Source organism: Flavobacterium hydrophilum (assembly GCF_003202405.1).
Classification (GTDB): domain Bacteria; phylum Bacteroidota; class Bacteroidia; order Flavobacteriales; family Flavobacteriaceae; genus Flavobacterium; species Flavobacterium hydrophilum.
Genome location: NZ_QJHL01000001.1, coordinates 986,014 through 1,002,325 on the forward strand (window position 1 = coordinate 986,014; position 16,312 = coordinate 1,002,325).

A 16,312-nucleotide genomic window follows, 5' to 3' on the forward strand; every position below is an offset into this window, starting at 1 on the left:
ATGAAAAAAATAAAAAATAACAATACACAAAATCCTGAAAGTGTAGTAGTACTTCCGGTTCTTGCTGGAGAAAAACCTATAAAAACCAAAGTGAAGAAAGCAGATTTGGAGGAGTCTATTTTGACAGATGCGGAGTTTCTGAAGATTTTGCTCAAAGTTAAAAACGGTAATTTCACTCAGCGCTTTCCAACCGATCAAAATGGGACAAAAAGATCTATTTGCGAAACTTTAAACGAAATCATAGACCTAAACGAAAGAATGGTTTTTGAATTCCAAAAGGTAGGTAAAAGCATCGGTAAGCAGGGAAAACTAACGAATCGTGTGGCACTTGACGGTGCAAGAGGTTCCTGGAGTTCCTGCGTAGATTCGGTTAATACACTGATATCAGATCTTGTGCATCCGACTATTGAAATTGCACACGTAATTACTTCGGTAGCAAAGGGAAATCTGTCACAGGAAATGCCGCTTTCTATTGAAGGGAATCCGCTTCAGGGAGAATTCCTTAGAATTGCAAAAGAGGTAAACGGAATGGTGAAGCAGCTAAACCTTTTCTCGATGGAGGTAACCCGTGTGGCGCGTGAGGTAGGTACAGAAGGTAAACTGGGAGGTCAGGCAAAAGTAAGAGGAGTTGGTGGTGTTTGGAAAGATTTGACCGACTCTGTAAACAAAATGGCGAGTAACTTAACCGGTCAGGTACGTAATATTGCCGATGTAACCACGGCGGTAGCAAAAGGAGATTTATCTAAAAAAATTACTGTTGACGTAAAAGGAGAAATCCTCGAACTTAAAAATACCATCAATACGATGGTGGATCAGCTGAACTCCTTTTCTTCTGAGGTAACGCGTGTGGCACGTGAGGTAGGAACCGAAGGAAAACTGGGAGGTCAGGCACAGGTAAAAGGTGTAGGAGGAACCTGGAAAGATTTGACCGATTCGGTAAACCAGATGGCATCCAACTTAACCGGTCAGGTGCGTAATATTGCCGATGTAACCACAGCGGTAGCAAAAGGTGATCTTTCTAAAAAAATTACTGTTGACGTAAAAGGAGAAATCCTTGAACTTAAAAATACCATCAACACAATGGTGGATCAGCTGAACTCATTTTCTTCAGAGGTAACCCGTGTGGCGGTTGAGGTAGGTTCAGAAGGAAAACTGGGAGGTCAGGCAAAAGTACGAGGTGTTGGTGGGGTTTGGAAAGATTTGACCGACTCTGTAAACCAGATGGCGAGTAACTTAACCGGTCAGGTACGTAATATTGCCGAGGTAACCACAGCAGTTGCAAAAGGCGATTTATCTAAAAAAATTACAGTAAACGTTGCAGGGGAAATTCTGGAGCTTAAAAATACAATTAATACGATGGTGGATCAGCTGAACTCCTTTGGTGCCGAGGTAACCCGTGTGGCACGTGAGGTTGGTTCGGAAGGAAAGCTGGGAGGTCAGGCAAAAGTAAAAGGAGTTGGTGGAACCTGGAAAGATTTAACAGATTCCGTGAATCAGATGGCATCAAATCTTACAGGTCAGGTACGTAATATTGCCGAGGTAACAACGGCGGTAGCAAATGGTGACCTTTCGAAAAAAATTACAGCTGTTGCTGAAGGAGAGATTCTGGAGCTTAAGAAAACCATCAATACGATGGTGGATCAGCTGAACTCATTTTCATCTGAGGTAACGCGTGTGGCGCTTGAGGTTGGTACCGAAGGAAAACTGGGAGGTCAGGCAAAAGTAAAAGGTGTGGGCGGAACCTGGAAAGATTTAACGGATTCTGTTAATCAGATGGCATCCAACTTAACCGGTCAGGTACGTAATATTGCTGAGGTAACAACCGCCGTAGCAAAAGGCGATTTATCCCGCCAGATTACCGTAGATACAAAAGGGGAAATCCTTGAGCTTAAAAATACGATTAATACGATGGTGGGGCAGCTGAACTCATTTGCATCTGAGGTAACCCGTGTAGCACGTGAGGTAGGAACCGAAGGGAAACTCGGAGGACAGGCTCAGGTTGAAGGTGTTGGTGGAACCTGGAAAGATTTAACGGATTCGGTTAACCAGATGGCGGGAAACCTTACTGCTCAGGTACGTAACATTGCTGAGGTAACAACAGCGGTGGCAAAAGGCGATTTATCACGTCAGATTACCGTGGACGTAAAAGGAGAAATCTTAGAACTTAAAAATACCATTAATACGATGGTGGATCAGCTCCGTGACTTTGCTTCGGAGGTAACAAGGGTTTCTCGTGAGGTAGGTACAGAAGGAAAACTCGGTGGTCAGGCAAATGTACCAGGAGTTGCCGGAACCTGGAAAGATTTAACAGATTCGGTGAACCAAATGGCGGGTAACTTAACTGCTCAGGTACGTAATATTGCCGATGTAGCGATTGCCGTTGCCAATGGGGATATGTCCCGAAAAATTACCGTTGACGTGCGTGGAGAAATTCTGCAATTAAAAGAAACCCTAAACACGATGGTGGACCAGTTAAGGGAGTTTGCTTCTGAGGTAACCCGTGTGGCTCGTGAGGTAGGAACCGAAGGAAAACTGGGAGGTCAGGCAAATGTACCGGGTGTTGCCGGAACGTGGAAGGATTTGACCGATTCGGTGAATCAGATGGCGGGTAACTTAACCACACAGGTACGTAATATTGCTGAGGTAACAATCGCCGTTGCTAATGGGGATATGTCCAAGAAAATTACGGCCGATGTACGTGGAGAAATTCTTCAATTGAAAGAAACCGTAAATACCATGGTGGATCAGCTTCGTGCTTTTGCTTCTGAGGTAACGCGTGTAGCACGTGAGGTAGGAACCGATGGAAAATTAGGAGGACAGGCATTTGTACCCGGAGTTGCCGGAACGTGGAAAGATTTAACGGATTCGGTGAATCAGATGGCATCCAACTTAACCGGTCAGGTTCGAAACATTGCCGATGTAACCAAAGCGGTAGCAAACGGTGACCTTTCGAAACAAATTACGGTGGATGTTAAGGGAGAAATCCTCGATTTGAAAAATACGTTTAATACGATGGTGGAACAGTTGAATTCCTTTTCATCTGAGGTTACGCGTGTGGCGCGTGAAGTAGGAACGGAAGGAAAACTGGGAGGACAATCTGAAGTAAAAGGGGTTGCGGGAACCTGGAAAGATTTAACGGATTCGGTTAACTTAATGGCTTCTAACTTAACTTCTCAGGTACGTGGAATCGCAAAAGTAGTAACATCTGTAGCAAAAGGAAACTTAAAACAAAAACTATCGATTGATGCTAAAGGTGAAGTTGCACAATTAACCGACACGATCAACGAAATGATTGATACGCTGGCAACCTTCTCCGATCAGGTAACAACTGTGGCACGTGAGGTAGGAGCTGAAGGTAAACTGGGAGGTCAGGCGAATGTACCGGGAGCTTCCGGAACCTGGAAAAACTTAACAGAAAACGTAAATCAGCTTGCGGCAAACTTAACAACTCAGGTACGAGCTATTTCTGAGGTGGCATCAGCGGTAACACAAGGGGATTTAACTAGAACTATTGGTGTTGAAGCCAAAGGTGAGGTGGAAGCTTTGAAAGATACCATTAACCAGATGATTTCGAACCTGAAAGCAACAACTTTAAGAAATCAGGAACAAGACTGGCTGAAATCGAATTTGGCTAAGTTTACCCAAATGCTTCAGGGGCAAAAGGAATTAAATTCGGTTACCAAGAAAATCCTTTCTGAGCTAGCAACCGTTGTAACTGCACAACACGGACTTTTTTATATTTTACAGGAAGGGGAAAATTTTGAAGATTCAAAACTGAATCTGATTGCTTCTTATGCTTACATTAAAAGGAAAAATTCTCCAACGCAATATGCAATGGGAGAGGGACTTATAGGTCAGGTTGCGGTTGAAAAAGAAAGAATTATTTTGAGTAATGTACCGAAAGATTATATCAAAATCAATTCCGGGCTTGGAGATGCAAAACCAAAAGATGTTATTATTTTACCGGTATTATTTGAGGGACAATTAAAAGCGGTTATCGAATTGGCATCATTGGATACTTTTAGCGAAACTCACTTAGATTTCCTCGAAGGATTAACAGAAAGTATTGGTATTGTATTGAATACGATCGAATCGAATTCAAGAACAGAAGAATTACTGGTTCAGTCCCAATCTTTGGCGGGTGAGCTTAAAAGTCAGCAGGAAGTATTGAAAAACACCAATGAAGAACTGGAAGAGAAAGCTTTCTTATTAGCGAATCAAAAAGAAGAAGTAGAGCTTAAAAATCAGGAAGTTGAGGTAGCGAGAAAGGCATTGGAAGAAAAAGCCGACCAGCTGACATTAACATCCAAATATAAATCGGAGTTTTTAGCGAATATGTCACATGAACTTCGAACTCCATTAAACAGTTTGCAGATTTTGGCAAACGAATTAATTGCAAATAGAGACGGTAATTTATCAGAAAAACAAATTCAGTTTGCCAAAACAATCAACTCATGTGGAGATGACCTTATTCAGCTGATTAATGACATTCTGGATTTATCTAAAATCGAATCCGGATATATTTCTGTTGATTACAATCCGATTAGTTTTGATGAAATCAGCCGATTTGTAGCTTCTACTTTCAATCCGATCTCAGAAGCCAAACACCTTCGTTTTAATATTATTATGGATGATGATCTTCCTGAAGTAATGGAAACCGATTCGCAGCGATTAAATCAGATTTTGAAAAATTTACTTTCTAATTCGTTTAAATTTACGGAAAAAGGAGAAGTAAAACTGAAAATTTATAAAGCTAATAACAATTGGAAAACCAATAATCTCAGCCTTGAAAATGCAGAGAACGTTGTAGCTTTCGAAATTTCAGATACCGGAATTGGTATTTCTAAAGAGAAGCAGAATATCATTTTTGAAGCGTTCCAACAGGCGGAAGGTTCTACAAGCCGTAAATATGGAGGAACTGGTCTGGGGCTTTCTATCAGCCGTGGACTTTCAGATTTGCTTGGTGGAAGTATTGAACTGGAAAGTGAAACGAACGTAGGAAGTAAATTTACCTTATTCCTTCCTTTAAAGTACGTTCATGTTGCTGAGGTAGAAAATATAGATGTAAATGAAGAAAATGATGTAAAAGGCCGAATTAAATCATTGCCATCAGAAAAATTCAACAGATCTGATATTGATTTGTTCTTTGTGGATGAAGTAGGAGATGACAGAACCGATATTAAGCCGGATGACAAAGTATTACTGATTGCTGAGGATAATTTGATTTTTGCGAGAATTATGCTGGAGCAGGCACATATTCATGGTATTAAAGCGATTGTTACTACCAAAGGAAATGATGTAATTGACTTTATCAATCAGTTTCGTCCCCATGCCATCACAATGGATTTAAATATGCCGGATACCAGCGGATGGAAAATTCTGGACAGATTAAAAACGGATTTTAATTTACGTCACATTCCAGTGTATATTATTTCGGGTGAAGACGAAAGAAATAAAGGCCTTAAGCGCGGTGCGAGAAATTTTTTCGTAAAACCGGTAAAGAATGATTCATTAAATTATTTGTTTAATGATATTCATGATTTTAAGAATAAAAAGGTAAAAAACCTGCTTGTAGTTGATGATAATCAGGCAGAATTAGACAGAATATTACAAGCTGTAGATGGCGATGATATTACAATATTCTACGCTAAAACGGCTACTCAGGCAGTTGCACTTTTGAGAGATCATTCGTTTGATTGTATTATATTAGACTTAAAACTGCCCGACGCAGATGGACTTGAAATTATTACCGACTTAGAAAATAATATAACAGGTCAGGAAACAGCCATTATTATACACTCTGCCGGTGATGTTACCAAGAAACAAAAAGCGAAACTCAACAGATTTGCGCATAGTATCATCACAAAGAGTGCTACTTCAATGGACGAATTAATTGATCAGACAGCCTTATTTATGCATCGTGTTCATAAAGAATTGCCTGATACTATGAGAGAAGTAATAGAATCATTTTATTTAAAAGATGATGTGCTTCCGGGCAAAAAAGTATTGCTTGTAGATGATGATGTACGTAACCTGTTTGCATTGACTACTGCTTTAGAACGTTATGGATTAAATGTTATCAGTGCCGAAAGTGGTCAGGAAGCCATTGATTTAATTAATGAAGATAAAACCATTGATATTGTTTTAATGGATATCATGATGCCGGAAATGGATGGTTATGAAACGATGAAACGCATTCGTAAAGACTCTAAACATAAAGATCTTACTATTATTGCTGTAACGGCAAAGGCGATGAAAGGAGACAGACAGCGCTGTATAGAATCAGGTGCCTCAGATTATATGACCAAACCTGTAAATGTAGAACAGCTGTCTTCATTGATGCGTGTGTGGCTTAAATAATTCAAATTAGATTTCAATATAAAAACAGAATGAAAGACAACGCAATAAAAATCCTGATTGTGGATGACAAAAAAGAAAACCTGCTTTCTTTGCAAGTTATCCTGGCTGATCGTGGTTATCAGTTTGTTGAAGCAACATCAGGAAAGGATGCCCTGCGGATTCTGTTGAAAAATCAGGATTTTGCAATTATACTTATGGACGTGCAAATGCCATTGATGGATGGTTTTGAAACCGCTGAATTAATTCGGCAGAGTGATAAACTCAAACATGTTCCTATTATCTTTTTGACAGCCAACATGAATACTAATGAGTATATATTTAAAGGCTATCAGTCAGGCGCGGTTGATTACATGATTAAGCCGTTGGCACCAGAAATTTTGCAGGCCAAAGTGATGGTTTTTACCGAATTGTTCCGAAAAAATCAGGAGTTAAAAAAGAAGGAAGAAGAAACACAGGCTCTCAATGAAATCATTTTAAAAAACAATGCCAAGCTTGCTTCTCAATATGAAGCTATTGCAAAACATGCAGAAGAACTTAAGAAGAAAAATATGGAGCTTGATGCTTTTACCTACATATCAAGTCATGATCTTCAGGAGCCTTTGAGAAAAATTCAGACTTTTGCGAATCTTATCATGGCAAATGAATATCCAAATTTATCAGAAGATGGTAAAGCCAGGTTTAACAGGATTCTTTATGCGACTAACAGAATGCGTGAGCTTATCAACAGTCTTCTTACTTTTTCCCGCGCAACTCTTGATGACAGAAGGTTTGAAACAGTAGATTTAAATGCTATTATTGCTGATGTAAAAGCAGCTTTATATGAAAATTTATCAGAAAAAAATGCTGTTATTGTTACTGATTTTCATGATAATATTAAGGCTATTCCGTTTCAGTTTGTTCAATTAATGGAAAATATGATTCATAATGCCATTAAGTTTTCACAGCCGGAAATTCCATTACAAATTACGATTAAAAGCCGTTTTGTTGATAGCTCAGTTTTAAATGATGTGCAGTTATTACCTAACGTTAAATACTGTCATATTAGTTTTGGAGATAACGGAATAGGTTTTGAGCAGGAGCACAATGAAAAGATATTTGGAGTTTTTCAGAAATTACATGGCCGGGATTTGTATGAAGGAACCGGAATTGGGCTTGCCATTGTTAAGAAAATAATTGAAAACCATGATGGCTTTATAAATGCCACAGGCGAACCCATGAAAGGAGCCACATTCAATATTTACATTCCTTATTAGAGTAATTTTTAAAATTTACACAAAAACAAAACCATTAAAGTTAATGGTTTTGTTTTATAAGTCTAATATCTAAAAACTCTCGGACTGTTTACCGGATCTGTTTCTTCCAGATCCTGATCAAGATCATATTCCAGATCAAGTGGATCCTGTTTCGAATTATCTGTGGCAGAATTATTAAGATCGCGATCATTTTCATCATAATCTTCTTCAAGATCGTCATCAATATCGTTTAAACCTGTTTCATTATCCCATTCATCTGCATAAAAATTAGTGTCGGGATTATTTGCAGCCTCATATTCATTATCTCGTTCTAACGCATTAGAAAATTGATTATTTAATTCATCATCATCTTCATTGTTGATGATATCATCATCCTGATTTACAATTTCTTCATCATCATTATCTCTTTCATATTGGTCTATATAACTTTCATTGTCCAAATCCTGATTAGTTACATCTGAAAATGGTCTCATATCGTCTTCCGGATGATGAAAACTACGAACATCCCGACCGTAATTTTCCTGGTGTTGTGTTGTCATAATAAATGATTTAAAAGTTATTTCTGTTGTTACAAAAGCTGTAAAAATCAAAGTTAACCTAAAATCATTTTTTTTAATTTATAGAATTTTGTTTGGTAATTATATAATTTGCAGAGTGTTAATTTTTTGTTTTGAAAATAAATTTGGAAAACATAAAAAGCACTCAATAATTAAATACAATGTAAATTATATAACCTAAAAAATATATTTTGTAAGTTTTTTTGTCTGTATTTTAAAATATTTGCTACGTAAATTTATTTTTTTTTGAATAATGCCGAGTAATTATGTATGAATTAATTTATCCAAATGACTTATGAATAAAAAAGGACCTATAGTAATTATTGAAAATAAGCAGGGAGATCGTAAGTTATTTATAGAGGTTTTTTCTGAATTGAATTATCCAAATCAGGTAATCTATTTTAATAACCCGGAAACTGCCTGCAAACATTTGCTGCGACATAAAATCAAACCGTTTCTTTTCTTTTCGGATATTGTTTTGTTGAATATTATGAATCATAAAGTGATAGAAACTAATATTGATAATGTAGGTACATTGTTTAATTGTCCCTATCTTTTTTTTACGACATCTTTTAATCAGACGTATGTAATTGATCCTTATTCGATACCTACGCAAAGTTACTTTGTCAAGCCTTATGATTATGTTGAATTCAAAAAAATTATAAAAACAATAATCGATTACTGGCTAAAATCGAAATCAATTGTTCAGCATACTAAAAAAACAATAAAAACCAGCGACACTCAATAAAGAAAGGCACCATTTTGGTGCCTTTCTTTATTGAGGTAAGTAAATGTAAAAAGTAGTTCCCTGATCTGTTTTGCTGGATACTTTTATAAATCCTTCATGATTTGCAGCTATTTTCTTAACCAGTGTTAATCCCAAACCACTGCCGTGATACTGATCATTATTGTGCAGTCTGAAAAAAGGATCAAAAATTTTAGAAGCGTATTCCTGACTAAAGCCAATACCGTTATCGCTTACACAAATTTTCACATACTTAATATCTTTATTTCCTCCAATTTCAAGTATTTCTTCAGTCTGGGGCTCTATTGCTTCAATTTTAATTTCCGGTATAATGCCCTCTTTTATATACTTAATAGAGTTGAGGATTAAATTTGTAAAAAGCTGCTGTATCTGATAGGAGATAATATTAATTTGAGGAAGTGGCAAAATAGTAATTTTAGCCTTTTTTTCTAAAACAGAGTCCTTAATATCAGCAACTGTTTTTTTCAGCACTACATTTAGATCTGTTTTTTTATATTCTTTTTTTACAAAAGTAATTCTGGAATAGTTAATAAGGTCGGCCATTAACTGACTCATATTATTAACTGAGAACAGCACACGTTCGAGATTATGTTTTGCGGTTTCACTTAAGCCTTGTTCATTCTCAAAAATTCTTTTGCAGAACATATGAATTTTTCGGAGAGGTTCCTGTAAATCATGACTTGCTGCAGATGTAAAAGCCTCAAGCTGCTCGTTGTGTTTTTGTAATTCAATATTTTTATTTGTCAATAATTCATTTGTAGTTACTAAATCCGTAATATCTTCGAGGGCCAGAAGAATCAAACCCTCAGGTGTTGAATTGAGTATAAGACTGGCATTTACTATAATGTTTTTTTTCTCTTTGCCAGCACAGATAATATCTATTTTTAAATTTTCTACCGAAAATTCAGGGTCTACTTTAATTAATTGCTGCTTAAATTCCGGAATGTCCCATTGGCAATTTCCAATTTCAAAAAGACTGAAGCCCTCAGTAATTTTTTCGTTTGTATTAAAATATTCGTAAAATGCCGGATTGGCACTCTTAACGATAAAGTCCTTGCTTACAACTAATAATGGCTCACGAATGGTTTTAACAATTAATTCGGAATAATTACGCATTGATATGAGCTGTTTCTGACGATCGATAAGTTCGTCATTTAGGCACATCAGTTCTTCATTGTTCGACTGAAGTTCTTCTGTTGTAGTTTCCAGTTCTTCATTCATCGCCTGCAGTTCTTCTCCACTACTGAGTAATTCTTCATGACTTGTTTGTAATTCTTCAAAAGCAGTTTGTTGCTCTTCGGTTATTCTTTTTATGTTTTCCCTTAATTGTGTCAACTCTCTCTCAAGTTCATCGATACGTTTTTGCGCTGAATTATCATGTAGCTTTTTATCTTCAGGGAGCGGCATCTTATAAAAAAGAATCATAAGGTGCTCATCATCATTTGGAAGTAAAAATATTTCAAAAGAAATCTGATAGGATTGTGCCTTAACCTTAATATCGTCTTTTCGGATGTTTTCCTTTTCTTCTTTTATTTTTGAAATAGCATTCTGTAATTCAAAACCAATCCCTTCACGGGCCATTTTTAAAATATTAAAATTTGGTTTTCCTGGTGAAGGAGCTAAAAATGGACTGGTGTCACCATGAAAATGTACAATGTCAAGATTTTTATTAATAATTACACTGGCCGGAGTATATTTCGTTAGTAAAATGTCTGAAGTGATTTTTCTGAAATCATCTTCCGGAAACGCTTTTACTTCAGATTGCAATTTTACCTGTAAATTGCCCGGTACAGGTTTAAATGACTGTGTATTATATTTTCCCGGTACAAACTTGCGAGCATAAATTCTTTCATGTTTTTTCACGCTCTCAAATAAATCCTGAGAATGGGTTACTGATTCTGATTTTCCAAGAAACAGCAGGCCTTTTTCTTTTAATGAATAATGAAAAGTACCTAAAACTTTATTTTGCAGATAAGGATCAAAATAGATGAGTGTATTTCGGCAGGTAATTAAATCGATTCTTGCAAAGGCAGGATCTTTTACAAAATTATGTACGGCAAAAATACACATATCGCGAATAACTTTGTTAATATGGTAATTGCCATCACTTTTAGTAAAATAATTATGCAATCTTTCCTCTGACACCGCCTGAACATCCTGATAAGAATAAACGCCGGACCTGGCTTTTGTGATGCATTTCTCTGATATGTCAGAAGCAAAAATCTGTACCTTAATGTCTTTACTATTGGTTTTCAAAAAATATTCATGAAGACAAATAGCTAAAGAATAGGCTTCCTCTCCTGTGGAACATCCTGCTACCCAGATTCGCAGGTTGTTATTTGTGATATTTTTGATTAATGATGGAAAAACATTTTTGGACAGATTTTCAAAAGCTTCAGAATCTCTGAAAAAATAAGTTACATGAATTAAGAAATCACTAAATAAGAGATCCTGCTCATTTTTACTGTTTCTTAAAAAATTATAATAATCTTCTATGGTACTTTTCTCTGCTATAACCATCCTTCGCGCTATGCGGCGTCTTATAGTAGGGTGTTTGTAATGTCTAAAATCATTACCTGTTCTCGAAAAAATAAGGTTAATGATTTGTAAGATAATTTCCTCGTCGTTTCCGGGAATATGTTCTTCTTCTGTATAACCATAATTTGAAATATAGCTATTGCGTATTTCCATCAATTGTGATGGGATTTTTTCAGGAGCCAGAACGTAATCAGCTGCGTCAGTATCTATAGCGCTCTGAGGCATTCCTTTGTAAGCTGAAGTGTCAGGATCCTGCACTATTGTAGCACCTCCTAATTCCTTGATTTTTTTAAACCCTACTGTACCGTCAAAACCAGTGCCGGAAAGTATAACTCCAATAGCAAATGTTCTGTAGACATCAGCAAGTGATTCAAAAAAAATATCGATGCTGTTATTTCGTTTTTCGCTTCGGGTTATTTGCTTAAGTTTTAAAAAACCTTCTTCTGCTATGAGAAGATTGTTTTCCGGAATAACGTAGATATTATTCGGTAACAGATTTATATTGCTAATAATTTCGTGTACAGGTATATGGGCATATTGTGAAAGTATTTCCGTAAGACTGCTGGGATAATCCGGTGATAAGTGCTGGACAATAACATATGCCATTCCTGAATCTGGCGATATTGCTGAAACTACCTTTTTAAAAGCATCTAATCCTCCGGCAGATGCACCAATACCAACAATTGGAAATTTTTTGGCTATATATTTGATTTCATCGGTTTCGGTTACTTTCATGAGAAAAATTTTCAACAAAGATAACCAGTGTTATACTATAAAACTAAAGCTTTTATAGTCAAGTGGAAATTATGTAAGATTTTAGGTTCAAAACTATAAATTGAAGTGGTTAGGATATGACTAAGCCTCTTTTAATAGAAATTCTGGTCAAATTTATTTATAAGTAAAATTCTATACAATATTACGTAAAATAGTTTTCATTGCGCCAAAATCATTTGGCTTTACATAATAACCTGCCGCACCCAAATCCTGAAATTTATTTTCGAAGTCTGAGGGTATTGAGGTAGAAAGTATTATTACGGGGATGTGTTTTATTAGTTCTTTTTTATTCATTTCAACTAATAATTCCATACCATTCATCATAGGCATGTTAATATCTAAGAAAATGACATCCGGATGTATTTCATTACAGACAAGTTTCTGTAATGCCTGAACAGGATTATGTATTGCAGTATACGAGGCAGCGGCCGATACTTCTTCGAGTGCCTCTAAAAAGAAATCGCAGTCATCATAATCGTCATCAATCTGTAAAATGTTTTTATATCTCATAATTGCTTTAATTGAAAATTATATCATAATTAAATAAAATTATGATTCTAAAGAGAAAGGTAGATTTCAATAATGTATTATGCAGTTTCAGGACTGTATGAACACATAAAAACAATTATATATAACACAAAGTAGATTTTTTTCATAAATAATATTAATTATTAGAATTAGAAGTCTTTAATAAAGTTGTAAGTGGATTAATCTACAAGGATTTTCAGTGAATCTTTTTGATGCAGGACTGCTTCGTTTTGATCTCTTGTATAGTCTTCATCATCACAATGAGGGGAACAATTAGAATTTATAAGTGAAATAAAAACAGTGAGTAAAATAATTGAAAAGTTCAGTTTTTTCATATCATTAAATTTATGAGGTAAATTAATTCTTATAAAAATATCCTGTTGTTAAAAATTTAATTTATATAATTTTTATGTTTTGTTACATAATACCCATTTCAAACTGATATTGATTTTAAGATAATTGACCACAATGTTTTAATGCACAATTGTGTAAGGTGTATTTAGAATTCTGTAAGTATTTAGCAGCTAATAGTTTTACATTTCAAATTATAAAAGCTAAATAAATAATATTATGAAAAAATTACTAATATTAAAGGTTGCATTCGTGCTTATTACTACAGGATTATTGTTGTCGTGTAAAAAAAATGATGGGAATACTGAATATTCAAATGGAATTGATTCTACAGAAATGACTGTTGATACTGTTGGGCCGACAATGGATACTATTAATGCTAATTCAGAAAACGGTACTGGAACAGGTGCAAATGGAGCAGGTACGACTGGAGCAACCGGTGAAGGTTCAACCGGCTCAGGATCAGCCGGAACAACACAAAAGGGTAATACTTCAGTAAGAACAGATTCCATTAGTAGTGATAATGGTAAATAACTTATGCCAACTTTTCAAAACTAAACTCTATTTATGAAAAAGCCTGTAATGATTTAAATCGTCATTACAGGCTTTTCTATTTAAAACTGAGCAAGCACAAAATATTAGAATCAATTAGATTCTAAATAAGTTTTAAAATTTTTAAGATCCTCTTTCACCAGTTTTTCAAAATAAGGATTAAGAAGTTTAGCAGCACCTTCACCTGCAATTCCAAGTGGGGCGTGATAAGATATAGTAACAATTATTTCTGTCCCTTCGCTACTTGGCCTGAAAACAACTTTTCCGGCATTTTTAATCGAAGATTCCGGTAGTGAATTCCAACTGATAAGCCTTTCTTTTTCATCTTTAACAATTTCGGCTATCCATGAAAGTTTTCCAATTCCGGCCGGACCTTTGGCTGTCCATTTAGATGTAGTATAACTTAAAGGTTTAACAGATTCAATATGAGTCATGAATTTTGGCAGATTTTCAAAATCACGCCAAAAAGTATAAACTTCACTAATAGGCTTATTAATTGTACTGTTAATTCTGATATTTACATTAGAAGCTTTATCATTCTTTAAATGATCAACAGCATCATAGATAGGGCAATAGCCGGACAATCCTCTTAAAAGCATGGTGCTGCCAGTGCCAATTTTCGCAACGTTTTTCTTTTCTTCGGATAAGCCTTTGTAGAGTAAATAACCCCCACTGGTAATCATTGCAATTCTTTCGAGTGTCGAAACATTCGTTTTTAATTTTGATTTTTTTTGTATTTGTGTCGGTGTTAATGCATTCGTTTCCATAATTTCTATTTTTTTATCAATTTGTTTAATTGAAATATTGTGTTTAAGATGTTAAAAATAAATGGTTTACGTTAATTTAGTTTTATACTATTCTGATGATTAATTACAAATTTAACCTGTGTTATACGTCGTCAATAAAATTTTTAAAGTAGAGAGAGTCGACAGGAGAAGTTATAAACACAAAAAAACCGTTCAGTCAGAAACGGTTAGTCTGTTTTTTTATCTTTTAAAGGTCTCTGTCGCGATACAGGTTTCTTTTATTTTTGACTGTATCATCTTCATCTAAATCTTCATCATCATCATGAAAATTATCTTTATCTAAATTATTATTCTCCACATCCTCTTCCTTTAAGTCGTCTGTTTCATCATTATCTTCAAACAAATCATCCTCTTCTTTCAGTTCATCTGCGTCAGTAAAATTTTCATCTTGTTCAAGATCATCTGGGTCTATGTCGTCCGTATCTCTGTAGTTTTCATCCGGATCATTTTGATTATAAATATTTTGTTCCTCTTCATTTGTAATAGAACTATCTAATACATTTGATACTGAATCATCATCTTTATATTGTATTTTGTCTTGAAAATACAGGTCACTTTGATCGTAATTTTCTCTTCCAGCTATGTTCATAATAATTAAATTTTGAGGTTATATACTGCTAAAGTACAGGTAAGAAGGATTAAAAAATTACATCAGGAGTATTTGTAATTACATAATTTACAGACTGTTGAATTGATGGGTTTAGTTATATACTGCTTATGCTGTCAATAATGAGCTTTGCGGTTTTATCAATTGTTTGTAATACAATTTCTTCAGGAGTTCCGTGAAAAACTTCTCTATGACTTATTTTCTCAGTTGGAGTTGTAATGTAGAAGAAAATGGTGCCTACTGGCTTTTCTTGGGTTTCGCTACCACCCGGGCTTGTTAACCCGGTGATAGCGACTGTTATTTTTGAATTAAATATTTTAGATGCCTGTTGTGCCAATATTTGTGTTACTTCAGCAGACTCGGGCGTGTATTTTTCAATAATTGCATGTGGAATATTTAAGATTTGTTCTTTAACAAACACATCATAGCAAACAATTCCGCCCCGTAAAATTTCTCCTGAATGAGTGGTCATTGCAAATTCAGCACTCATTCTGCCGGCAGTAGCGCTTTCTGCAAAAGCAATATTCCATCCTTTTGATGCTATTGCTTTACTACATTTCATAACAATATCTGAAGGCATATCAGGATATATTATACTAATTTTAGGCATTCACGTTCATATACTTCTTTTCGGAGTCCGCTACTGGAGAAACGATGATTGCGTTTATTGAAAACAAGCTTGATCTCCATTTTGTCACAATATTCGCGGCCGGTAAAGTTTTTGTCTCTATATTCTTCTCCCAGAATACGAACATCAATAGGAAGTGCCTGAAGTATGTCCTGAAGATCCTGCTCAGTGGTATACGGAATAATCTCATCTACAAATTTGCAGCCTTTAAGTTGTATGTATCGCTCAACAACAGATTGAGTGGGTTTGTTTTTTTCGGGTCTGTCAATTGTCGGATCTGTTTGCAATCCTACAATTAAATAATCACAGTGTTGTTTTGCTTCCTCAAGCATTCTAACATGTCCTGCATGTAATAAATCAAATGCACTAAATGTAATTCCGGTTGTCGTTCTGGTTAATTTCATCTTACCTGTTTTTAATCGTTGTTAATAAATTGCGAATTCGGTTTATAATTTCGGTTAGATAGTATTAATGTCAATTTCTACAAAAATAAAATTTAATAACGATGATTTCTTACAAATCAAGCCAAAAGAGTTACATAATTTTCATGTGTAAAAGTTGAAGGATGTAGAAATTATATATAAAACTACTT

At 35.4% G+C, this 16,312-nt stretch carries 11 protein-coding genes; 4 read left to right on the forward strand and 7 right to left on the reverse strand.

Annotated elements, in window-relative coordinates:
* Positions 1-6,360 carry a HAMP domain-containing protein gene (locus DMB68_RS03970; RefSeq protein WP_110345357.1) on the forward strand — a complete coding sequence of 2,120 codons (6,360 nt, stop codon included), beginning with the start codon at positions 1-3 and terminating at the stop codon, positions 6,358-6,360.
* 29 nt (positions 6,361-6,389) lie between these two features.
* A complete protein-coding gene (locus DMB68_RS03975) occupies positions 6,390-7,613 on the forward strand; it encodes a sensor histidine kinase (protein WP_110345358.1) in 1,224 nt (407 codons plus the stop codon).
* Positions 7,614-7,675: 62 nt separating this feature from the next.
* Here DMB68_RS03975 and DMB68_RS03980 read toward each other — a convergent pair whose 3' ends face one another.
* A complete protein-coding gene (locus DMB68_RS03980) occupies positions 7,676-8,152 on the reverse strand; it encodes a hypothetical protein (protein ID WP_110345359.1) in 477 nt (158 codons plus the stop codon).
* A gap of 313 nt (positions 8,153-8,465) precedes the next feature.
* Here DMB68_RS03980 and DMB68_RS03985 point away from each other — a divergent pair, with 313 nt between their 5' ends.
* Positions 8,466-8,918 (forward strand): response regulator, encoded by a 453-nt coding sequence (locus DMB68_RS03985; protein ID WP_110345360.1) that lies wholly within the window; start codon positions 8,466-8,468, stop codon positions 8,916-8,918.
* 27 nt (positions 8,919-8,945) lie between these two features.
* Here the strand turns inward: DMB68_RS03985 and DMB68_RS03990 are convergent, their stop codons facing one another.
* Complete coding sequence (locus DMB68_RS03990) at positions 8,946-12,209, reverse strand: CheR family methyltransferase (protein ID WP_110345361.1); 3,264 nt, start codon at positions 12,207-12,209, stop codon at positions 8,946-8,948.
* A gap of 171 nt (positions 12,210-12,380) precedes the next feature.
* Positions 12,381-12,758, reverse strand: a complete 378-nt coding sequence (locus tag DMB68_RS03995) for a response regulator (protein ID WP_110345362.1) — start codon at positions 12,756-12,758, stop codon at positions 12,381-12,383.
* Positions 12,759-13,346: 588 nt separating this feature from the next.
* On the opposite strand from DMB68_RS03995, the gene DMB68_RS04000 reads away from it, so the two are divergent.
* Entirely contained in the window at positions 13,347-13,661 is a 315-nt protein-coding gene (locus DMB68_RS04000; protein ID WP_110345363.1) for a hypothetical protein, read from the forward strand.
* A 110-nt stretch (positions 13,662-13,771) separates the two neighbouring features.
* Here the strand turns inward: DMB68_RS04000 and DMB68_RS04005 are convergent, their stop codons facing one another.
* The 4 genes from DMB68_RS04005 to DMB68_RS04020 form a co-directional block, all read right to left on the reverse strand.
* Positions 13,772-14,446: an SRPBCC family protein gene (locus tag DMB68_RS04005; RefSeq protein WP_110345364.1), complete on the reverse strand. Its 675-nt coding sequence runs from the start codon at positions 14,444-14,446 to the stop codon at positions 13,772-13,774.
* A 226-nt stretch (positions 14,447-14,672) separates the two neighbouring features.
* Positions 14,673-15,074, reverse strand: coding sequence for a hypothetical protein (locus DMB68_RS04010; protein WP_110345365.1), 402 nt, complete (start codon positions 15,072-15,074; stop codon positions 14,673-14,675).
* A 115-nt stretch (positions 15,075-15,189) separates the two neighbouring features.
* Entirely contained in the window at positions 15,190-15,672 is a 483-nt protein-coding gene (locus DMB68_RS04015; protein WP_110345366.1) for a CinA family protein, read from the reverse strand.
* Positions 15,673-15,683: 11 nt separating this feature from the next.
* The gene (locus tag DMB68_RS04020) at positions 15,684-16,124 is read right to left on the reverse strand and encodes an adenylyltransferase/cytidyltransferase family protein (protein WP_110345367.1); all 441 of its coding nucleotides are present in this window, start codon (positions 16,122-16,124) and stop codon (positions 15,684-15,686) included.
* Between the last annotated feature and the right edge of the window lie 188 nt (positions 16,125-16,312).